The organism is Pseudomonas sp. PONIH3 (genome assembly GCF_002934345.1).
GTDB classification, from domain to species: Bacteria; Pseudomonadota; Gammaproteobacteria; order Pseudomonadales; family Pseudomonadaceae; genus Aquipseudomonas; species Aquipseudomonas soli.
On sequence record NZ_CP026386.1, the window covers coordinates 156,364 to 176,854 of the forward strand.

The window sequence follows — 20,491 nt, forward strand, 5'->3', positions numbered from 1 at the left end:
ATGGACACGCTATTGGTGCGCAATGCGCGGCTGGTCAACGAGGGGCGTGAATTCGAAGCCGACCTGCTGGTGCGCCATGGGCGCATAGAACGGATCGCCGGCAGCCTCGACAACGCCCGGGCGGCACTGGAGATCGATGCCAAGGGCGCCTGGTTGCTGCCAGGGATGATCGACGACCAGGTGCATTTTCGCGAGCCGGGGGCGCCGCACAAGGGCAGTATTGCCAGCGAGTCGCGGGCGGCGGTGGCCGGGGGCATCACCAGCTACATGGACATGCCCAACACCAACCCGCCGACGTTGACCCTGGAGGCGCTGGCCGACAAGAAGCGCCGGGCGGCGGCAGGCTCACGGGCCAACTATGGTTTTCACTTCGGGGTGAGCCGCGACAACCTCGACACCATTGCCGCCCTCGACCCCCGCGAAGTGGCCGGGATCAAGGTGTTCATGGGCGCGTCCACTGGCGACATGCTGGTGGATGATCCGCAGGTGCTGGAAAAACTCTTTGTCTATGCGCCGACCATCGTCCTGGCCCATTGCGAGCACACGCCCAGCATTGTGCAGAACGAGGGGTGGTGGCGGGCGCGCCACGGCGAATTCATCCCTCCGGCCGCGCACCCGCTGATCCGCGATGCCGACGCCTGCTACCGCTCCTCGAGCCTGGCCGTGCATCTGGCCCGGCGCTTCGGCACGCGCCTGCATGTGCTGCACCTGACCACGGTGCGCGAGCTGGCGTTGTTCACGTCCGGCCCGGTGAGCGGCAAGCGCATCACCGCTGAGGTGTGCCTGCACCACCTGCTGTTCGACGACAGCGACTACGCCAGCCTCGGCCACTTGATCAAGTGCAATCCGGCGATCAAGACCGGCACCGACCGCGATGCCCTGCGCAACGCCCTGGCCCGCGACCGTATCGATGTGATCGGTACCGACCACGCGCCGCATACGCTGGAAGAAAAGCGGCGGGTGTATACCCGCGCACCGTCAGGCCTGCCGCTGGTGCAGCACGCCCTGCCGGCGGCGCTGGAGCTGGTCAGCGAAGGGGTGCTGAGCATGGCCCAGGTGGTGACCAAGACCAGCCACGCGGTGGCCGAGCTGTTCGCCATTCGCGAGCGCGGTTTCCTGCGCGAGGGATACTGGGCGGACTTCGCCATCGTCGAGCGCCTGGCCAGGCCACGGGCCGTGGCGGACGACCCGATCCTGGCGCGCTGCGGCTGGACGCCGTTCCAGCAGCGCGCCTTCCACCATGTGGTACGTAGCACGGTGGTGTCGGGGCAACTGGCCTGGCACCAGGGCCAAGTGTGCGACCCGTGCCAGGGATTGCCCTTGATGTTCGACCGTTGATTTGAGCTGGGGGCCGCTGCGCAGCCCCTGTGGGAGCTGGCTTGCCAGCGAAAGGGGCGCGGCGCGCGCCCAGCATTTCGGAACCTTGCCATGACTGAAGAGCAATTGTTGCAACAACCTGCAGCCGCCTACATGAACGAGCCGCAGCGGCAATTCTTCCGTAACCTGCTGCTGGCCCAGCGCGGCGAGCTGCAGGGCCGTATCGAACAGGAGTTCCGCGCCCTGCGTGAGCAGGAGGTGCACAGCGACCTCGCCGACATCGGCAGCGCCGAAGAAGAGCGCCACTGGCAACTGCGCTCGCTGGAGCGGGAGAAGAAACTGCTGGACAAGATCGACCAGGCGCTGGAGCGCCTGGCCCGGGGCGACTACGGCTGGTGTGAGGAAACCGGTGAGCCGATCGGTCTGCGCCGCCTGCTACTGCGGCCCACCGCGACTTTGTGCGTCGAGGCCAAGGAGCGCCAGGAACTGCGCGAGCGGCATGTGCGTGACGACGTCTAGTCAGAGGCCAGCCCCTGAACCTGCAATTGCCAGCGCACCGAGCTGACGCCTTTCTCCAGGCTTACCCGGCCGACCAGGCGCTCCAACTGGGTTGGCGCCTGCGGCGTGCCGAGCAGTTCGGCGCGTACCTCCAGCCGTGTTGGGTCGGCCAGGTCTTCGCTGTGCAGCGACTGCAAGCGCAGGCCCGGGTCGCTGAGGCTGTGCAGCATCAGGCTGCGTACCTGGATCTCGTCCTCGGCGCGGCAGACGATGCGCACCTCGTAGCGCTGCTCGACTTCGCTGGCCGGCAGCACGTCCTGGCGGTCGAGGCGCTGGGCGAGGTCGCGCAGCAGGATGTTTGCGCACAGCACCACCAGGCTGCCCAGCGACGCCTCCAGCAACAGCCCGAGGCTGCACAGCACGCCAACCGCGGCGGTGCACCAGAGGGTAGCGGCGGTATTCAGGCCCCGCACGTTGAAGCCGTCGCGCATGATCACGCCGCCGCCGAGAAAGCCGATGCCCGACACCACGTAGGCGGCGATGCGCGAGGCATCGGTGGGCGCCATGCCTGGCACGGCCTGGGTCATCAGCACGAACAGGCAGGCACCGGTGCTGACCAGGGCGTTGGTGCGCAGGCCCGTCAGGCGCTGGCGCAGTTGACGCTCGGCGCCGATCAGGGCACCGAGCAGCAGGGCCACGCTGACGCGCAGCAGGAAGATTTTCCAATCCATAGCGAACTCCGTTCTGCGGGCGATGGCCCGCATGGGCGCCGACTTGAGACGGCGCGATTGCAAACGAGGAATGCGCAGGACCACGCGCCTTGCCGGAGGCAGGGCTGGGAAACTAAGGAGGAATGTTCAGCCAGGGAGGGCCGAAGGGAACCACCGTCTACCGAGTACGGCGAGACAGTGGCAGGAACGCTGCCGGACTAGCTCGCCGTGTGGGCCTGTCGCAATCGACTGGGGCTACTGTCCAATGCAGGGGTCTCCTGGGTGAGGGATGCTTGAATGCGCGGCGGACCATACGCCTCGATCCGCGCTGGGTCAAGGCGTGGGGCATGACAATTGTGTTACGTCAAGCGCCGGCAGGTGCCGGCCTGGGTACATTCTTCATGGAAAATCCCTCTGAATGACCTGGCGGCAATGGTACGCTTGCGCCTTTCGTTGCCAACCCCCCCGGACCGATACATGTTGTTCAATCTCGCCGTGCTGTTCGGCACCCTGGTGGCCATGGAGGGCGTCGGCACGCTGGCCCACAAGTACGTCATGCACGGCTGGGGCTGGTGGCTGCACCGCTCGCATCACGAGCCGCAACTGGGCATGCTGGAAACCAACGACCTCTACCTGCTGGCGCTCGGGCTTATCGCCGCTGCCCTGGTGATGCTGGGCAAGGCCGGGCACGCGCCGCTGCAATGGGTTGGTGGCGGCGTGGCGGGCTATGGGCTGGCCTACGTGCTGGCCCATGACGGATTCTTCCACCGCCATTGGCCGAGGGCGCCGAAACCGGTCAACCGCTACCTCAAGCGTCTGTACCGGGCTCATCGCCTGCACCATGCGGTGAAGGGCCGCCAGGGCAGCGTGTCGTTCGGATTCTTCTATGCGCCGCCGTTGCGGGTGTTGAAGCAGCAGCTGAAACGGCGACGGGGTTGATTGCTTGGCGCCTCATTTGCCTGTTGGACCGGATACGGCTCAACCGTGCCGCTCGAGGGGCTGCGACGATGACGTTCTGCTGGCCGACCCGGCTCATTGCACCGGCAGGAAATTCATCAACAGCAGGCTTTGCGCGTAGTTCAGGCCGATCCGTCGATAGCGCTCGTCAAGCATCTGCGCCAGCAGGTCGAGGCGGGCGACGACCTTGCCGAACTCCACCGCGAAGCTGAGGTTGCTGCCTTGCTCGGAGATTTCGTTGGAAAACAGCAGGAGCACGCCATTGGCATCCTGGCGCTGGCCGAGCATCCAGGTGGCCTTCTCGATGTTGCGCGCGGCATTGTGGATGAACAACGGGTCGAGGGTGTCGGTCATGTAGAACTCGGTGCGCCCGCCATGGGCGGTGACCAGCATGCTGCCGATGGCATAGATGAACGCGCCTACCCGGTCGCCGCGAAACTCCGGGCTCAGGGCGTAGCTCAAGGCCGCCAGGTCGCGGCGCTCGCCCAACTGCGCCAGGGGCTGGCGCTGTTCGATGGCGATGCGGATCTGCCGTGCCGCGGTGGTGGCGTCGAGGTAGCCCGATTGCCGCCACTGGTTGGGGTTGCGCAGGTACAGCTTGTTCATCAGCAGATACAGGCTTTGCAGGTTGTCGCGCATGGCCAGGGTGGCCATGCGGTCGACGCTGGTCTGGAACAGCTCGTCGGGCTTGCCGTTGCCGAACTGGGTGAGCATGTCACGGCCCTGCTGCTGGGTGCAGGCAACCAGGCACGCCAGGCTGCCGGCCATCAGCAGTAGGCGAGGAAACGGAAAGCGTCTTCGTACGGCCATCGGCACCGGTTGGAAAAGGCGGTCCCACCGGGGATCGGTGGGACCTGGCCATGCATAGAGCGCACAAACGCGAAAAAGTGCGATATCGGCCTGCGCCGGCGGCCGGCCAAGGTCGATCAGGCTACATCGACCAGCACGATTTCGCTGTCTTCCAGCGCCGTCACCTTGAGCAGCGTTTCCTGCTCGATCGCCACCCCGTCACGGGCCTTGGCTTGCAAGCCGTTCACTTCAATCCGTCCCTTGGCAGGTACCAGGTAGCCGCGGCGGCCCTCATCGAGGCGGTACTCGGCGCTTTCACCGGCGCGCAGGGTCGCGGCCACCAGGCGCGCGTCGGTGCGGATGCGCAGGCTGTCGTCATCGCCTTCGCGGCCGCTGGCCAGGGTCACGAAGCCTTCGCCACGTTCGCCCTTGGGGAAGGGGCGGCTACCCCAGGAGGGCGCATCACCGACCTTTTCCGGGATGATCCAGATCTGGAAGATCCGCGTGTCGACCTTCTCCAGGTTGTACTCGCTGTGGACGATGCCGCTGCCAGCGCTCATGACCTGCACGTCGCCAGCTTCAGTGCGGCCCTTGTTGCCCAGGCTGTCCTGATGGGTGATGGCGCCTTCGCGAACGTAGGTGATGATCTCCATGTCACGGTGCGGGTGCGGCGGGAAGCCAGCACCGGCCGCGATCAGGTCGTCGTTCCACACGCGCAGGTTGCCCCAGTGCATGCGTGCCGGGTCATGGTACTCGGCGAAGGAGAAGTGATGATGGGCGTCGAGCCAGCCGTGGTTGGCGTGGCCAAGGCTTTCGAAGGGTCGCAGTTGCAGCATGGTGGCGCTCCTATGAGTCGGTGGAATGAGGTCATTATGCGTGTTTAAAATATCGATAAAAAGCGTAAATATCGGCTAAATACAATCGTTAAATTCGATAATTTAGTTTGCGACTCTGCATGCGCTTCATCGCCTAATCCACTGATCCATAAGCATTCGCTGGCACTTTTGCGCGGATGAGGCGAACATGCCGGCTGTTCTGATTTTCAACGGAGTGACCGTGCCGCACGAGCATCCCCGGGCCCCGGCCGACCTGACCCCTCCCGCCCAGTTGCCCTGGTTGCGTCGCCTGGTCGCGCGCCTGTTGGGCCGCGGTTTGTCGCGCCTGCAGGCGCAGCATCGCGACTCCTGGTTCCTCGGCCACGCCACGGGGCAGCGCAACGGCCATGCCGATGGCTTGCGTGAGGGCTACGAGCAAGGCCGGGTCGATGGCTATGAGGCCGGGCGCCAGGTCCTGGTGATCCGCGATACCCGCCCGGACCAGGCTGCGACGCCGGGACGTGATGACAACCTGTTCGACGACTGGCGCCTGCCGGTGACCGCCGAGCTGAAAAGGCGCTTCAAGGCTGATGTCGCCAAGCGGTTGCCTGGCGAGGCACAACCGAGCGCGGCGCAATGGAAGTTGATTTTCAGCGACACGCCCTCGACCTGCGTGGTGGCCGGCGCCGGCGCCGGCAAGTCGACGTCTTTGGTGCTGCGCATCCTGCTGCTGCGCCACTACCTGGGCTTCGAGCTCGATGCCCTGACCGTGGTGACCTTCACCCGCGAGTCGCGCCGTGACTTCATCCAGCGCCTGCTGCAGGTGTTCGCCCTGTGGCAGCTCGAATTGTCGCCTGCCCAGGGGCGAGAGCTCGTGCGTACATTCCATTCGCGCATCCTGCCGTTGGTGCGCAGCCTGCCGGGTTTTGCCCAGGTGCGGGCGTTCGAGACCCTGGGCAACGAAATGCCCGCAGGCGGCGAGGCGAACGCTGACAGCAACCCGTTCGACCTGCGCCTGAACGATGCCCAACGCCAGCAGCTCAACCAGTGCTACAGCGACCTGCTGGGCCAGAGCCCGCGTTTCGTCCAGCTGGTCGGCGCGTTGCGCCAGGAGGCGCTGCTGCTCAAGCCGCTGGACCCGGACCACCCGGATGTGCAGAAGCGTGTACAGGTAACCCAGCTGGCCGCCCAGCGCGACGAGGAATTGTGCGATGTGATCGAGGACCTGTGGTTTACCGCCGGTGCCTGGCCAATCAAGGGTATCGAGCCGTGCCGGGACACGGTGCAGATCCGCGGCAGCCGCTTTCATGTCCATGGCCGTCTGGAAGGGCTGGACGCCTGGGTGGTATTGGGCTTCGACCCGTCTGAAAGCGCCCAGTACCAGCGGCCGGGCGCCAAGCTGGCGGTGCGCGCGGAATGGGCGGTAAAGCGCACCCTATTTCAAGCTTTCTGCGATAAGCCATTGATATGGCTCGATAATTATGCGGCGGCAAAACGACTTGCGACGTCCTTGGCGGGTGATGCCGTGGCCGGTCCGGGCTTCGAGTACAAGGTGAAGGGCGAGCTGGCTCCGGCGCCCTTGCTCGACGCCTTCGTCAGCGCCGCCAGCTTCATTGAGAACCTCGGCCTGGACGTCAACACCGCCGTGGCCGCCATGAACTTCCCGTCCGGCGACAGCGACGCGGCATTCTTCGAGGCCCTCGCGCTGTTCTGGAAAGCACTGGAAGCACACCTGCTGGCGCAGTCGCCGCCGGTGATGACCTACAACCGCATGTTTGCCCTGTTTGGCGAGAACAATCCGGAGAACCTCGGGTTGCTCCCCGATCCCTTGCTACGCCCATTGGCGCATCTGATGATCGACGAGTTCCAGGACGTCTCGCCGCAGATCGTCAGTTGGCTGCGTGCCTGCCTCGCCGAAATCCGTCGCCGTGGGCCGGCCATGCACAGCGGGCGGGTGGCGCAACATTCATCGCTGATGTGCGTGGGCGATGACTGGCAGTCGATCTACGGCTGGCGCGGCAGCTCGCCGAAATACTTCATGGAGTTCACCAAGGCCTTCCCGTCACCGGCCAACACGCGGGTGATGCTGGTGGAAAACTACCGCAGCCAGCAGTACATCATCGAGGCCGCCGAGCATCTGGTCAAAGGCGCCTCGGCCATCACCGGCAAGAAGGCCAGGGCCAGTGGGCTGGCGGCCGAGCTGCCGCTGTCGCCGGTGAAGGTCTTCGACCGGGACGAGGCCGCACTGGCCGAAACGGTGATCGAGCATTACCAGCGCGGTGAAACGGTACTAATGCTGTTTCGAAAAACAAGCGATAAGTTATTGATTGAAAAGCATTTGTCGCAAATAGCTAAAGTAGATTCTAGCTTGCCGCCCAGCCAGCGCCGCCTGCGCCAGTTGACCTATCACAGTGCCAAGGGACTACAGGCTGACACGGTGTTCATGCTTGGCGATTGCCAATACCTGACCAGCTCGCCCTATAAGAACCAGGTCTATCGCCTGGCCGGCCTGGGCAAACCAGCAGACGCCCAGGCATTCGATACGGCGCAGAAAGAAGAGGTACAGCGCCTGGCCTACGTGGCGGTGACGCGGGCGGTCCGGCAATGCTATTGGCACGTGGAGAAAGCCAGCGGCGAGGCTGCCGGGCAGGCACGTGCGTCGAGCCAAGTCCTGGGGCAGGAGGCCTTTTTCGAAGACCTGCGCGGCCAGTAGGCTCAGTTGTTGGGGTCGCGGCGGCGGGTCAGGCGCAGGTAGAGAGCATCTTCTTCCTCTTCAAGGCCCAGGGCCATGCGGTTCATCCCCTCGACGTAACCCTCGCTGGCGATGGGTTCACGCAGGGGCTGGCCATCCTCGCCCAGCGGGCTGCGACCCAAGGCCTGGGTCAGCGCTTCGATCACCGGTGCTTCGAGCGCGCCGTCGAGGTCGTTGCCCTCAAGGTAGTCCATGCCGGTGTCCCAGCGTTTTCTGAGCATCTCGAACCGGGCTCTGTTCTCCTGGCGCAGCAGGCGTCGCCAACTTGGTTGCCGGGCGATCCACTGGCGGCGAGCCTCGGCGTCCCGGTCCCGGGCGTCGACTTCCTCCAACACCGCTTCCTCGGTCCACGGCGAGATTTCGGCCGTGTGGCGGTACAACATCGCCTGCTGGGGCTCGGGGAAGTCCAGGCGCCTGGCCAGGCCGGTACGCAGGGCCAAGCGTATCTCGATCAGGTCCAGGCCTTCACCGACGCCATTGTGCAGCACGTCGTCGGACAAGGTGTCAAAGCGATGCAGGGCTGGCAGCACGGGCCTGGCGCCACGCTCGGCCAGCGGCCGGGTGGCCCAGGCATCCCGAGCGCGCAGGGCATCTCGCCGAGCTACGCGGGCGTTGAACAGGTCCTGGGCCAAGGTGTTCACCTGGTCACGCCGGAACAGGCGCCGGAAGAACTGGAACAGTGGTGGGGTGGCGACTTCCGCGCCTGCGGACTCATCGTAGGCCATCACTTCGATCTGCAAGGTGCCGAAACCATCGGCGCCTGCATCGCCACAGCTCACCGGGAACTCATCGGCCACGTCGTCCAGGCGTGCACGAAGGCGAGTACTGGCGCTTGCGCGCTCGAGCAGTGCCCATACCTGGCGGGCAAATGCTCGGGGATGGCGATGGGCACTGGCCGACAGGCCCGCCTGTTCGACGACTTGGCGCAGGCTGGCATGCTCGTCTGCGTCGAATAGCGCTGCCCACATTGCCCGCTGTTGCTGGCTGGCGCTTTGCAACCAGTCGATTCGGCATGGTGACACGGTGCCGTCGATCCCCTCGACACGTTGTTCGACCGAAGCGCCGGCAATCTGCAGGCTTTCGCGGGTTGTCTCGTCCAACGGGTTGTCGTTGAACCGCCAGCGGTATGACGCACGCCTGGCCAACAGTTCACCCAGGAAGGGAGAGGACAACAGGGCGGGCAGCCCCGGTACCTGTTCGATGCCGTTATTGCTCAGGTCCACCACCCGCAGCATGCAAGGATTGCGCTGCATCAGGCTGCTCAACCCAGTAGGCCACAGGCGCAGTCGGCTGCTATCCAGGCGCAAGGTCGCGAGGTTGTCCAGGCCGGTCAGGTTGGGACTGGTGGCGAGGGGGTTGTTGCTCAGGAGCAAGTGGCGCAGTGGTCGCATCGAACTGAATAAATCCGCTGTGTCGGCATCCAGCGCAATACGATTGGCGCGTAGGTCCAGCGTTTCCAGCGGCAGTCCGGTGAGCATCCGCAGGTCAGGCAAGGTGAGCGTCAACTGGTGATGTGGCATTTCCAGGATGCGCAGGTCCTGCAAGGTGGGGAGTACCTCATGGGCCACGGCGGGCAGCGCGCCCAGGCGCGTGCCACTCAAGCGAAGCTCCTGCAACCGTGGGGCGTGTCGCAATGCCTGCAGCACCGAGCTGGCGCTCAACTGGGAGCTGTTTCGCACATCGACGCGCCTGAGTGCCGGGAAGGCCTGCAGGAAGTCGGCCGGCATCTCGATCACATTGAGATTCTCCAGCGACAGCGTGGTGATATGGTCGAAGCGTGCCGTGAGTATCGGCAGGGCGTCGAGGGCGACATTGGAAAGACTCAGCATGTCGCCGTCCAGACGTTGCCAGGCCCGCACGAGCAGGTCTGCGGTCCTGGCGTAGCCCGCACCGACTTCGTCACCCCAGTCTTGGGTGCCTCTGTCGGTCCAGGCGTGCAGCTGTTCGCGCAGCGAGGACAGCTGGATGCGCAGCGCCTGTATCTGTTCGGCCACACCTGCGCGGACGCGCAGGGTGGCCAGTAACTGGCGCACCTCGCGACCGTTGAGCCCCGGGTACAGGGCATGCAGCTCGCGCTCTGCCCGCGTGGCGAACAAACCGGGGCTCAGTGGATAGCCGTAACGCCCGTCGCTCAGGCGCAAAGGTGAGTGCCAGCCCGGTTGTGACGGTTGCTGGCCGAGCATGCGTGCGGTCGCTGGGCGGTTGGCCAGGGCTGCGTGATAGCACTGTTCGGGCGTCCATTGCGGGTGTGCGGCCAACAGGCTGTCGCTGATCAGCCGGCTGTCGGCATTGGCCAGGCTGGGGCGATACAAGCCCAGGATCGCCCTGTCCAGCCGGCACCGGGCTTGCAACAGCCGCGCCTCTTCGGCCAACCGCAGGGGGACCCGCCCGCTGAGAAGGGCTTGCCGTTCGGCGCCGTTGGCGGTGGCCACCAGCTCTTCCAGTGCTTGCATGGGCAGTCCGGAGAACACGCGCCCGATCGTCAGCGCCGCAGCGCAACCCGGCGGGGCCGGGACTTGATGGAGGCTGTCGGCCTTGAGTCGCCGCAAGGCGTCCTCCAGTAGCGCGGGGGCGCGCCGGCCGTTGACGTGCATCTGCTCGAGCACGCCGCGCTCCAGGCCGGTGCTGTCGAGTGCCGCAATCAGCTCCTCGTCGGTCAGCCCGTCGCCAAGCGGTCCCAGCCGGCGCATCAGTTTTGCCCGCTCCCAGTCTTGTGGTCGCTCGTGCGCCATGCGCCAGGCACCGCTGCCATTGCCGTACAGCGCTGGCTGATAGGCGCGAGGGTCGGCAGGGTGTACAACGCGCCATTGTCCCTCGAGGCCGCGGCGGATTTCGTGGAGCGTACCGTCCAGGTCGACGAAATGCCGGTCATCATGGTGAAAGATGCCTTGCTCGTCGGGCTCAAGGCCCGCCGGTAACTCCACCGGGCTGCGGTAATGCTCGAGTTCAGGGTGCCATAGCAGTTCCTGGCCCTCCAGCCACAGGCTTTGCATCCAATCGACGAACCCACAGGCCTGGGCCAGCTTGGTAACACCGGCGATGGCGGTCACGCTGCCCAGGTTGATCAGAAGCGACTCGACCTGGTTCACCGCTTGCGCGTTGTCACCTTCGGACCAGGCTTCGAAGCCGTGGAAAATACTTGCCATGACCTGGCCTGCGCCCACGGCCAGCATGGCGACATCCAGTCCGGGAACGAACATGGCCGCCACGCCGAGCACATTCAGGCCACGCTCGCGCCACAAAGCCAGGCGCTCACGCCGGGCCTTGGCATCGACGTCCTCCGTTGGCACCGCGATGCAGCGGGCGTCCTCCCGCAGGCGGTGTACGTGGTCATTGAACAGCTTCGGCCATACGGGGAAGCCGACAGCGACTTCATGGATCGCCAGTGCGGGGAAGCGGATGGGAGCGGGCGGATCCTGCTGCTGTAGCAAGGGGGTGGCCGGCAGGCCTTGCCAGGGATGTAGGCCTGGCTCGGTTTCGGCGAAAGCGGGAGACGGCGTTTCCAGCGGGCGCATGCCGCTCGCAGTGGCTCCGAACAGTCTGGCCCTGAGCTTGCTCGCCATGCCTGGGCGGTCCTTAAGGGCAACATGCTCCAGGAAGCGTTCGCGATAGGCGGGCGCCAGCAAGCGACGACGCAAGTACCTGCCGAAGGCCAGCAGGTTGTCGAACTCCTGCACCGGTCGCGCATGGTCAAAAGGCAAGTAGGCGATGCACGACGGCGTGGACTGGCCGCTCGATGTCAACACCAACAGATCGTGCAACTGGGTATCGAGCATGCGCAACACCGCTACCCTGGCCGGTGCACCTCGGTAGCGCGGCATCGAACCGGTGCTACTGAGCTGTCGCACGGCCTGGAGGCCGTCGTCGGTCAGGTGTCCGCGCATCCGTGCGATCAACGCCTGTACGGTGAGCTCATGGCACCGGGCCTGACTCCACAGGGCGCACAACAGCGTTCTACGCTGACCGCCGTAGATATCCTGCAGGTGCTCCTGGTAGCGCCGGCCCAGGTCGAGCAGACGGCAATGGGTGACAAACGCGGCAGTGCTCAGGCCGGGTAGAGCACTGCTGTCGTCGGCACTGACTTGCAGGCTGCTGTAAGGGCCGACCTCGGCCACGCCCTCGAAATTGTGCAGGGCCGCTTCGAGCAGGCTGGTGAGACTGGCGGTGCCCGCCGGTTCCTCGATCGTGGCCGGAGTGCTTGGGGCATGATGGGACGCGTCCGGGTCGGGGAATTCGCCACCCAGGCTCGACGTGAACGGCTGATGCCTGAACCGGGCCTGTGTCAGCGCCACCTGACTGCCCAGTCGTGCCTGCAGCAGCGGCTCGCAGAACTCGGTGATACCGCGCAAGTCTTGCAGTGCCTTGGCCAGAGCCAAGTGGCTCGTCGCGCGCTGCTTGATGGCCTGGCGCAACTCGGCCTGGCGGGCGGCCGGGGCCTGGGCGAACCAGGGGGCTGGCTGCCCGTCTTGCTGGATATGCTCGCGGTGGGCGCGCCGCAGCAGTCTGCTGACGTGGTGGGGGTGCAGGTGCCTGGTCCAGCCCGGCAGGCTGCGCAGGATCTGTTCCTGGTGGTAGGGCGGTTCGCTGTGGTGCATGGTCGCATTCCAAAAGTGGGAGCGGCCATTCAAGGGCAGTTAGCGGCGCCTGGAGCGGTACATGATTGCTGCTGCCACCAGGGCAATGGCTGACACGCCCACGGTCTTTTGCCCCACAAAGGCTGTGCTGTACCCACCGTCGGTCATTGACGCCAATGGCCTAGGGTGTCTTCGCAGGTCGGCTGCTATGGTCTAGGCAAAGCCTGATCGTGGAGCTTCGCCATGCCAGCTTTCGCCATACTACGCATCGACCATGTCGTCCTGCGCGTCAGCGACCTGACCCGCAGCCTGGCTTTCTATCACGAGCTGCTCGGCTGCCCGGTGCGCAAGCGTCGGGACACACTGGGGATGATCCACCTTGGCGCCGGTGACGGCCTGATCGACCTGGTGGCGGTCGACGGCCCGCTGGGGCGCCAGGGCGGCGAGGCGCCCGGCCAGTGTGGGCATAATGTCGATCATGTCTGCCTGCGCATCGAGCCGTTCGAGGAACAGGCGCTGAGCGCGCTGTTGCACGAGGCCGGTGTCAGGGTGGAGGCTGCCGAGAAGCGTTACGGAGCCGAAGGTGAGGGCATGTCGCTGTACTGCTTCGACCCGGACGGCAACCGGATCGAGCTCAAAGGGCCGCCATTACCGGGTTGAAGCCTAGGCGTCCGCCGTCCCCAGCAGTAACCCAACCTGCTGGCGCCTGGGCAAGCGTCGCACCACCAGTTGGTGCGAGCGGCGCAGCAGGTCGCTCAGCTCGTCGCGGCCCATGGGATAGGGCGGCAGCATGCTGATCCACTTTGCCCGTGCCAGGTACGGGGCCGGGCGGATTCCGGGGCGGTCGCAATAACCCAGGAACAGCTCGTCGGCCACCTTGAACGACAGGCCCGCGCCGCCCAGGTCCTGCACGGCGAACATCTTGTTGCCGGCCACCGAGAACACACGGATGCCACCCCACTTGTAGTCTTCCTGAGCGCCCGGCAGGGCCAGGCACAGCGCCGCCACTTGCTCCTCGGTCATCCTTTTCTCAGACATAACGCTCTCCACAGGCCTCGAACGAGGTTGCCAGGTGATCGATCCATGCGCGTACTGCTGGAAGCAGGCCGCGCCGATGCGGATAGACCGCCTGCAGGTAGCCGCCAGGCAGCGACCAGTCTGGCAGCAGGCGCACCAGTTCGCCACGGGCCAGTTCCTCCTCGCAGAACATCGACGGCAGGGCGGTAAAGCCCAGGCCGGCGCGTACCGCGGCATTGCGCACGACGAAGTCGTCGATGGCCAGGCGCGGCTCCAGGGCGACTTCCTCCTGCCGCCCGTTGGGGCCATGCAGGCGAAAATGCACCAGCCGGTCAGCCTCGGCAGCGCCCAGCACCGGCAGGGTCGCCAGTTGTGCAGGCTCGCGGATATGGTCGGCAAACCCTGGTGCGGCCACCAGTTGCATCTGCGCCTGGCGCAGGCGTCGGGTGACCAAGGCTGGGTCCTCATCGCCCAGGTCGCGCACGCGCAGGGCCACGTCGATGCCTTCGGAGATCAGGTCGACCCGGCGGTTGAGCAGCACCATGTCCAGTTGCACCAAGGGGTACTGGGCGAGGAAGCGGCTGATGATATCTGGCAGGAATGCATGGGCCAGGGCCACGGGGCACGAGACGCGCAGCCGGCCGCGGGGCTCGCTGGACATGCTGGCCACCACTTCATCGGCCATCTCCGCCTCCAGCAGCATGGCCTGGCAATGGTTCAGGTAACGCTCGCCCACGGCGGTCAGCTTGAGTTGCCGGGTGGTGCGCTGCAGCAGACGCGTGCCAAGACGCTCTTCCAGCTCGGCGATGCGCCGCGACAGGCGCGACTTGGGAATGCCCAGCTGGCGCCCGGCAGCAGCGAAGCCACCGGCTTCGACCACCCGGGCGAAGTAGAAGAGATCGTTGAGGTCTTGCATTTGATAGTCTCATTGTTCCATCAGTGGAACAAACTAACGCGTTTTTGCCGACTTATCAGCTATTCGATGTGCCGATAGGATTCTCTACATCGTGATCGCCCACCGCCGCGGTCTTCATTCACAGGAGAGTCCCATGAAACTGTTGCATATCGATTCGAGCATCCTGGGCGACAATTCCGCCTCCCGCCAGCTGAGCCGCGAAGTGGTCGAGGCCTGGAAGGCCGCCGACCCGAGCATCGAGGTGGTCTACCGTGACTTGGCCAACGATGCCATCAGCCACTTCTCCGCCGCCACCCTCGTGGCCGCCGGCACCCCCGAGGAAATGCGCGATGCCGCACAGGCTCATGAAGCCAAGCTCAGTGCGGAAACACTGGCAGAGTTCCTCGCCGCCGACGCGGTGGTGATCGGTGCGCCGATGTACAACTTCACCGTGCCGACCCAGCTCAAGGCCTGGATCGACCGCGTGGCGGTGGCCGGCCAGACCTTCCGCTACACCGAAGCCGGCCCGCAAGGCCTGTGCGGTGACAAGAAAGTGATCCTGGTGTCCACCGCCGGAGGCCTGCACCAGGGCCAGCCGACCGGTGTCGGCCATGAGGACTTCCTCAAGGTGTTCCTCGGCTTCATCGGCATCACCGACCTGGAAATCGTCCGCGCCCACGGCCTGGCCTATGGCCCTGAGCACCGCGCCAAGGCCATTGATGCCGCCCAGGCGCAGATCGCAGGTGAGCTGTTCGCCGCTGCCTGATTGTTGCCACCGATTCAAAGCCGGCTGTCGCCTCGTGCGCCAGCCGGCTTTTTTCATCCAGTTTTCATGTGCCGCCAGCGCACCGGGTTCTATGCTGGCATCCATACCCGTGTACCGCGCAGTGCCTTGAACCTGGGAGCGCCCTGCGATGAAGCGAAGCAGCCTGCTGATGGCGCTATTCCTGCTGGGCGGCCTGTTGGCCCGCGCCGATGCAGCGCCGTGGGTGGCCGGATTGCACCGGCTGACCCTGGTCGACCCGGTGGACGCAAAGCCCATGCATGCCCTGGCATTCTACCCCTCCAGCGGCGAGGCGCGCCCGGTACGCATCGAGGGCTACCAGACCCGTGTCGCCGAAGAGGCACCGGTAGCCATGGGCCAGTTCCCGCTGCTGGTGATCTCCCATGGAAACACCGGCAGCCCGATGGCCCTGCATGACCTGGCCAACGGCCTGGCCCGACAGGGCTTCGTGGTGGTGGCGGTGGTCCATCCCGGCGACAACAACCGCGACCATAGCCGCCTGGGCACCCTCAGCAACCTCTATGGCCGGCCGCTGCAGATCAGCGCCGCGATCACAGCGGCGCGAAACGACAGACTGCTCGCGCCGTACCTGAATGATGGCAAGGTCGGGGTGATTGGCTATTCCGCCGGTGGCGAGACCGCGCTGATACTTTCTGGCGCGCGGCCCGACCTTGAACGCCTGCGCCGCTACTGCGAGCAACGCCCAGGTGACGCCGACGCCTGCAAGACCCATGGCGTGCTGATCGCCGACCACAGTGAACTGGCGCCCCGCGCCGACGCCAGGGTGGGCGCGGTGATGCTGATGGCGCCGCTGAGCCTGATGTTCGGTCGCCACGCCCTGGCCGGTGTGCAGGTGCCGGCGCTGATCTACAGCGGCGACAACGACCAATTACTGGCCCTGGAGCACAACGCTGATGCCCTGGCGCGCAAGCTGCCGGTAACACCTGACTACCGCCTGCTGGCCGGTGCCGGGCACTTCGTGTTCATGGCCCCCTGCGACGACGAGCAACACCTGCGCATGCCGGTACTGTGCAAGGACGCCGAGGGTGTCGACCGTCGACATATCCATCGCTCGCTGCGCAGCGAGACTACCGCCTTCTTCAGCCAGGCACTGGGCGCACCGGAGCCCGCCGAACGTTCAGCCGCGGCGGGCCAGCAACAGGGTCAGGCCCACCCCTGACAGGGCGAGCAGGGCGGCGACGGCGAAGATCGAGGCATACCCCAGGTGTACTGCCACCGCGCCCATCACCGGGCCGGCGACGGCCAGCGCCAGGTCGAAGAACACCGCGTAGGCGCCCAGCCCGGCGCCACGGCTGCTGCTGGGTACCTGGCGGATTGCCTCGACTCCCAGGGCCGGGTACACCAGCGACAGGCCGAAGCCAGTCAGCCCGGCGCCGAGCATCGCCCACAGCGGCGAGGGCGCCAGCCACAGCATGGTCAAGCCCAGGACCTCGGTGGCCATGCAGGCGATGGCCACGTTGTAGCCGCCGAAGCGGTTGACCGCGTTGACGAACAGCAGCCGCGACAGGATGAAGCACAGGCCGAAGGCGCTCAGGCACCAGGCTGCGCCGACCCAGCCGCGCTCCAGATAGTACAGGGTGACGAAGGTGGTCAGGGTGCCGTAGCCGATCGATGCCAGGGTCAGCCCCAGGCCGCAAGGCGCCACCCGCCCGAACGCCGACCAGAACGGCAACCGTTCCCCGCCGGCTACCACGACCTCGGGGCGCGTGCGCAGCACCAGCAGGGCCGATAGCGCCAGCAGCAACAGCGCCGGGCCGAGCACGGCGAAGCTCAGGCTTTCCACCAGCAGCACGCCGGCCGGCGCTCCTACCGCGATGGCGCCATAGGAGGCGATGCCGTTCCAGGAAATGACCCGGGCGGTATGTTCCGGCCCCACCTGGCCGATCCCCCAGCTCAAGGTCGCGACGCCGATCAGCCCCTGGGCGATCCCCAGCAGCAGTCGGCCGCCCAACAGCAGCGCCAGGCTCAGCCAGGGCAGGGCGAGGGTCCAGGCTGAAAGCAGGGTCAGCACGCCGCAACCGGCGATGCCGTACAGGCCATAGCGGATGGCGCGCTTGCCGCCTAGGGTGTCCGCTACCCGCCCTGCAAAAGGCCGGCTGAGCAGGGTGGACAGGTACTGCAGGCCGATGGTCAGGCCGGCGATCACCGCGCCGAAGCCCAGTTGATCGTGCACATGGCCAGGCAGCACCGCGATCGGCAGGCCGATGCAGAGGAAGGCGATGAAGGTGTAGAAGACGATCGAGAGGATCTGCAGGGTGACACTGGAAGCGTGAGGGGCTGTCATGGGCTCGTTCGCGGGCGGGCGGTGGGGCTGTGCCCATCATGGCTGCGGCGCGAGGGAAAAGAAAGCAGGCTAACTAATTAAACGCAGCGCGGGGCAAGCCCGCTCCTGCGAATGCCGCGAAGGCATTGCAGGAGCGGGCTTGCCCCGCGATGTAGATGACTCAGAGCTGGATCAGACCACCACACCCTGGCTGCGCAGGTAGTCGTCATAGGTGCCGCTGAAGTCCACCACGCCCTCGGGCGTCAGCTCGATGATGCGGGTGGCCAGCGACGACACGAATTCACGGTCGTGGCTGACGAACAGCAGGGTGCCCGGGTAGTTTTCCAGCGCCAGGTTCAGCGCCTCGATCGATTCCATGTCCAGGTGGTTGGTCGGTTCGTCCATCACCAGTACGTTGGGCTTTTGCAGGATCAGCTTGCCGAACAGCATGCGGCCCTGTTCACCACCGGAGATCACCTTCACCGACTTGAGGATCTCGTCGTTGGAGAACAGCATGCGCCCCAGGGTGCCGCGGATCACTTGCTCGCCGCTGGTCCACTGGCCCATCCAGTCGAACAGCGTCACGTCGTCCTCGAAATCGTGGGCGTGGTCCTGGGCGTAGTAGCCCACTTCGGCGCTGTCGGTCCACTTCACCGCGCCAGCGTCCGGCTTCATCTCGCCGACCAGGGTGCGCAGCAGGGTGGTCTTGCCGATACCGTTTGGGCCGATGATCGCCACGCGCTCGCCGGCTTCGATGGTGAAGCTGAAGTCCTTGAACAGCACCTTGTCGTCGAAGGCCTTGGCCATTTTCTCGACGATCACCGCCTGGCGGTGCAGCTTTTTCGTCTGCTCGAAGCGGATGAACGGGCTGACACGGCTCGATGGCTTGACCTCGGCCAGCTGGATCTTGTCGATCTGCTTGGCGCGCGAGGTGGCCTGCTTGGCCTTGGAGGCGTTGGCCGAGAAGCGGCTGACGAAGGTCTGCAGCTCGGCGATCTGGGCTTTCTTCTTGGCGTTGTCCGACAGCAGTTGCTCGCGCGACTGGGTGGCCGCGGTCATGTATTCGTCGTAGTTGCCCGGGAACAGGCGCAGTTCACCGTAGTCCAGGTCGGCCATGTGGGTGCAGACGCTGTTGAGGAAGTGACGGTCGTGGGAAATGATGATCATGGTGCTGTTACGCGCCGTGAGGATCGTTTCCAGCCAGCGAATGGTGTTGATGTCCAGGTGGTTGGTCGGCTCGTCGAGCAGCAGCACGTCCGGGTCGGAGAACAGCGCCTGGGCCAGCAGCACGCGCAGTTTCCAGCCTGGCGCCACTTCGCTCATCGGGCCGAAGTGCTGTTCCAGGGGAATGCCCAGGCCCAGCAGCAGTTCGCCGGCGCGGGATTCGGCGGTGTAGCCGTCCATCTCGGCGAACTCGGTTTCCAGCTCGGCGACGGCCATGCCGTCTTCCTCGGTCATTTCCGGCAGCGAGTAGATGCGATCGCGCTCGGCCTTGACCTTCCACAGCTGCTCGTGGCCCATGATCACGGTGTCGATCACGGTGAATTCTTCATAGGCGAACTGGTCCTGGCGCAGCTTGCCCAGGCGGGTGTTGGGCTCGAGCATCACCTGGCCGCCGGACGGCTCAAGGTCGCCGCCGAGGATCTTCATGAAGGTCGACTTGCCGCAACCGTTGGCGCCGATCAGGCCATAGCGGTTGCCGTTGTTGAATTTGACCGAGACGTTTTCGAACAGGGGCTTGGAGCCGAACTGCATGGTGATATTGGCGGTAGAAATCAAGTGCTTGTCCTGCGGGGGTTCCAGAGGTGTATTTAGGCCCTGTCATCAGTCTTGGGCCAATCTTGGGCCAGTTCGACTCGGGGCAGCAGCTTCTCCAGCTCCCTCCAGTCCGAGGAGGAGCTGATCCATTTCGCGTAGGTAGAGGGCAACATCTCGACGCCATGGCCGAGCTGGTTCGCGATGAACGCATAGGTCCATCCCAGCCATCAGGCACAGGGTTGCGTAGGTGTGGCGGGTGTCGTACTGCCGGCGCTCACGGATATCCAGCGCCATGAGCGCTGATTTGAATCGGCGGATTGTAACACTTGGCTCGTTGATCCACAGCCCACCTTTGCTTGGCTGGAACATAAATGGGCATAAAGGGTAGGCCGACTTAGAAGCCATTCGCCTCAAGTTGGCCAAGCACCGCGCCTGTCTCAAGGCGTTGAGCGCTCGGTCAATCAGCAACACCACCCGGTGATACTTTGTCTTCGTCCGGTCTGCAGGCGGGTGGTCTGCGATGATTCGCTGGATCGTTGCGGTGCGCTCCAGGAGGCTGCGCCGGGACCAGTGCGCGGCAAGCTGTTCCGCGATTGCAGGCTGGATGCCGAGCGCTTCGCCGCGCTGGACCAGCTCAAGGGTCTGGAGCCTTTGGCGGTTGAGCGAGTGGGTTTGGATTGATCAATCACGCAGGTACGGTATCGTATGACTCCCCGCAAGGAGACGCGCATGCTGACTGTAACAAGATCCAGGGAATACTTGACCGATAGCTTTGTTGGCACGCACGAAGGGTGCGGAATCTTCATCCCTGCAAATCGTATGCTGTATCAATTCGTGAGCGATAACCCCAGCAACACTGACCGAGACCAGATTGCATCCAAGGCGTTGATCATTGGCAGGAGCCTCGCAGCTTCCGCTGAACGTCGAACCATCAAAGGCGAGCGTTTGTCGTCTGCAGACTTCTTCCATGGATTGGCAGATGCTATTTCCAAGTCAGGCTTGGAGGAGGTGCTGGATTTTCTTCCTCAAGACGGTACCATTTCGCGCTCGACCTCCACAGAAGTACACAAGGCGCACGCTTTCCTCTGCAGCGCGATTACCGGTACACCCAGAGAGATTGCAGCAGCTTCGCTTCAAAGTACCTTCACTTTCACAGGCCTAACCACTTTCCAATGATGGATTCTCGAGCACGTACTGCGCTGAAGTGGGTGGCGGAAGAGGAAGGATGGGTATTTGCGTTCACCACCTCCAGATCCGCGAAAAATTATCCTGAGTACGTACGCATCTATCTCAACGCAAAGGATGTGTTCGAAGCCGATCTGGGAAGACCTCTAAGTCTCC

16 protein-coding genes and 1 pseudogene are annotated in these 20,491 nt (G+C 64.9%); 8 read left to right on the top strand and 9 right to left on the bottom strand.

What is annotated here, in order from left to right; genetic code table 11:
* Window positions 1-1,338 carry a dihydroorotase gene (locus C3F42_RS00665; RefSeq protein WP_094010001.1) on the top strand — a complete coding sequence of 446 codons (1,338 nt, stop codon included), beginning with the start codon at window positions 1-3 and terminating at the stop codon, window positions 1,336-1,338.
* Between the two features lie 90 nt (window positions 1,339-1,428).
* The gene (dksA, locus tag C3F42_RS00670; protein WP_023633185.1) at window positions 1,429-1,836 is read left to right on the top strand and encodes an RNA polymerase-binding protein DksA; all 408 of its coding nucleotides are present in this window, start codon (window positions 1,429-1,431) and stop codon (window positions 1,834-1,836) included.
* Here dksA and C3F42_RS00675 read toward each other — a convergent pair.
* On the bottom strand, window positions 1,833-2,546 hold the full coding sequence (locus C3F42_RS00675; RefSeq protein WP_038706204.1) for an MgtC/SapB family protein: 714 nt from the start codon (window positions 2,544-2,546) through the stop codon (window positions 1,833-1,835). The two genes, dksA and C3F42_RS00675, sit on opposite strands and share 4 nt — an antisense overlap.
* 456 nt (window positions 2,547-3,002) lie before the next feature.
* Between C3F42_RS00675 and C3F42_RS00680 the strand changes: the two genes are divergently transcribed.
* Window positions 3,003-3,464 carry a sterol desaturase family protein gene (locus C3F42_RS00680; RefSeq protein ID WP_023631094.1) on the top strand — a complete coding sequence of 154 codons (462 nt, stop codon included), beginning with the start codon at window positions 3,003-3,005 and terminating at the stop codon, window positions 3,462-3,464.
* A gap of 93 nt (window positions 3,465-3,557) precedes the next feature.
* Here C3F42_RS00680 and C3F42_RS00685 read toward each other — a convergent pair whose 3' ends face one another.
* Both C3F42_RS00685 and C3F42_RS00690 read right to left on the bottom strand, forming a co-directional pair.
* Entirely contained in the window at window positions 3,558-4,292 is a 735-nt protein-coding gene (locus tag C3F42_RS00685) for a hypothetical protein (protein WP_031315351.1), read from the bottom strand.
* Between the two features lie 116 nt (window positions 4,293-4,408).
* On the bottom strand, window positions 4,409-5,107 hold the full coding sequence (locus C3F42_RS00690; protein ID WP_023631092.1) for a pirin family protein: 699 nt from the start codon (window positions 5,105-5,107) through the stop codon (window positions 4,409-4,411).
* 187 nt (window positions 5,108-5,294) lie between these two features.
* Between C3F42_RS00690 and C3F42_RS00695 the strand changes: the two genes are divergently transcribed.
* Window positions 5,295-7,799, top strand: coding sequence for a UvrD-helicase domain-containing protein (locus C3F42_RS00695; RefSeq protein WP_104443793.1), 2,505 nt, complete (start codon window positions 5,295-5,297; stop codon window positions 7,797-7,799).
* Between the two features lie 2 nt (window positions 7,800-7,801).
* Here the strand turns inward: C3F42_RS00695 and C3F42_RS00700 are convergent, their stop codons facing one another.
* The gene (locus tag C3F42_RS00700) at window positions 7,802-12,433 is read right to left on the bottom strand and encodes a dermonecrotic toxin domain-containing protein (RefSeq protein ID WP_104443794.1); all 4,632 of its coding nucleotides are present in this window, start codon (window positions 12,431-12,433) and stop codon (window positions 7,802-7,804) included.
* Between the two features lie 222 nt (window positions 12,434-12,655).
* Between C3F42_RS00700 and C3F42_RS00705 the strand changes: the two genes are divergently transcribed.
* Window positions 12,656-13,072 carry a VOC family protein gene (locus tag C3F42_RS00705; protein ID WP_038706200.1) on the top strand — a complete coding sequence of 139 codons (417 nt, stop codon included), beginning with the start codon at window positions 12,656-12,658 and terminating at the stop codon, window positions 13,070-13,072.
* A gap of 3 nt (window positions 13,073-13,075) precedes the next feature.
* Here the strand turns inward: C3F42_RS00705 and C3F42_RS00710 are convergent, their stop codons facing one another.
* The gene (locus C3F42_RS00710) at window positions 13,076-13,450 is read right to left on the bottom strand and encodes an MmcQ/YjbR family DNA-binding protein (RefSeq protein ID WP_031317135.1); all 375 of its coding nucleotides are present in this window, start codon (window positions 13,448-13,450) and stop codon (window positions 13,076-13,078) included.
* Window positions 13,443-14,345 (bottom strand): LysR substrate-binding domain-containing protein, encoded by a 903-nt coding sequence (locus C3F42_RS00715; RefSeq protein WP_038706199.1) that lies wholly within the window; start codon window positions 14,343-14,345, stop codon window positions 13,443-13,445. The genes C3F42_RS00710 and C3F42_RS00715 overlap by 8 nt, the downstream gene beginning before the upstream one ends.
* 133 nt (window positions 14,346-14,478) lie before the next feature.
* Here C3F42_RS00715 and C3F42_RS00720 point away from each other — a divergent pair, with 133 nt between their 5' ends.
* Both C3F42_RS00720 and C3F42_RS00725 read left to right on the top strand, forming a co-directional pair.
* Complete coding sequence (locus tag C3F42_RS00720) at window positions 14,479-15,090, top strand: FMN-dependent NADH-azoreductase (RefSeq protein WP_023631820.1); 612 nt, start codon at window positions 14,479-14,481, stop codon at window positions 15,088-15,090.
* A gap of 148 nt (window positions 15,091-15,238) precedes the next feature.
* A complete protein-coding gene (locus tag C3F42_RS00725; protein ID WP_094009996.1) occupies window positions 15,239-16,288 on the top strand; it encodes a dienelactone hydrolase in 1,050 nt (349 codons plus the stop codon).
* Here the strand turns inward: C3F42_RS00725 and C3F42_RS00730 are convergent.
* From C3F42_RS00730 to C3F42_RS30110, 3 genes and pseudogenes are all read right to left on the bottom strand, one after another.
* The gene (locus C3F42_RS00730; RefSeq protein ID WP_094009995.1) at window positions 16,247-17,413 is read right to left on the bottom strand and encodes an MFS transporter; all 1,167 of its coding nucleotides are present in this window, start codon (window positions 17,411-17,413) and stop codon (window positions 16,247-16,249) included. The genes C3F42_RS00725 and C3F42_RS00730 overlap by 42 nt on opposite strands.
* A gap of 171 nt (window positions 17,414-17,584) precedes the next feature.
* On the bottom strand, window positions 17,585-19,171 hold the full coding sequence (locus tag C3F42_RS00735) for an ABC-F family ATPase (RefSeq protein ID WP_023628643.1): 1,587 nt from the start codon (window positions 19,169-19,171) through the stop codon (window positions 17,585-17,587).
* A 32-nt stretch (window positions 19,172-19,203) separates the two neighbouring features.
* A pseudogene (locus C3F42_RS30110) lies at window positions 19,204-19,624 on the bottom strand (integrase).
* Window positions 19,625-19,879: 255 nt separating this feature from the next.
* Between C3F42_RS30110 and C3F42_RS00750 the strand changes: the two are divergent.
* Window positions 19,880-20,326 (top strand): hypothetical protein, encoded by a 447-nt coding sequence (locus C3F42_RS00750; protein WP_104443795.1) that lies wholly within the window; start codon window positions 19,880-19,882, stop codon window positions 20,324-20,326.
* Window positions 20,327-20,491 lie beyond the last annotated feature (165 nt).

Bases quoted from the DNA above. Each gene is read 5' to 3' on its own strand.
- C3F42_RS00665 (WP_094010001.1), top strand. From the start codon at position 1: ATGGACACGCTATTGGTGCGCAATGCGCGGCTGGTCAACGAGGGGCGT.
- dksA (WP_023633185.1), top strand. From the start codon at position 1,429: ATGACTGAAGAGCAATTGTTGCAACAACCTGCAGCCGCCTACATGAAC.
- C3F42_RS00675 (WP_038706204.1), bottom strand. From the start codon at position 2,546: ATGGATTGGAAAATCTTCCTGCTGCGCGTCAGCGTGGCCCTGCTGCTC.
- C3F42_RS00680 (WP_023631094.1), top strand. From the start codon at position 3,003: ATGTTGTTCAATCTCGCCGTGCTGTTCGGCACCCTGGTGGCCATGGAG.
- C3F42_RS00685 (WP_031315351.1), bottom strand. From the start codon at position 4,292: ATGGCCGTACGAAGACGCTTTCCGTTTCCTCGCCTACTGCTGATGGCC.
- C3F42_RS00690 (WP_023631092.1), bottom strand. From the start codon at position 5,107: ATGCTGCAACTGCGACCCTTCGAAAGCCTTGGCCACGCCAACCACGGC.
- C3F42_RS00695 (WP_104443793.1), top strand. From the start codon at position 5,295: ATGCCGGCTGTTCTGATTTTCAACGGAGTGACCGTGCCGCACGAGCAT.
- C3F42_RS00700 (WP_104443794.1), bottom strand. From the start codon at position 12,433: ATGCACCACAGCGAACCGCCCTACCACCAGGAACAGATCCTGCGCAGC.
- C3F42_RS00705 (WP_038706200.1), top strand. From the start codon at position 12,656: ATGCCAGCTTTCGCCATACTACGCATCGACCATGTCGTCCTGCGCGTC.
- C3F42_RS00710 (WP_031317135.1), bottom strand. From the start codon at position 13,450: ATGTCTGAGAAAAGGATGACCGAGGAGCAAGTGGCGGCGCTGTGCCTG.
- C3F42_RS00715 (WP_038706199.1), bottom strand. From the start codon at position 14,345: ATGCAAGACCTCAACGATCTCTTCTACTTCGCCCGGGTGGTCGAAGCC.
- C3F42_RS00720 (WP_023631820.1), top strand. From the start codon at position 14,479: ATGAAACTGTTGCATATCGATTCGAGCATCCTGGGCGACAATTCCGCC.
- C3F42_RS00725 (WP_094009996.1), top strand. From the start codon at position 15,239: ATGAAGCGAAGCAGCCTGCTGATGGCGCTATTCCTGCTGGGCGGCCTG.
- C3F42_RS00730 (WP_094009995.1), bottom strand. From the start codon at position 17,413: ATGACAGCCCCTCACGCTTCCAGTGTCACCCTGCAGATCCTCTCGATC.
- C3F42_RS00750 (WP_104443795.1), top strand. From the start codon at position 19,880: ATGCTGACTGTAACAAGATCCAGGGAATACTTGACCGATAGCTTTGTT.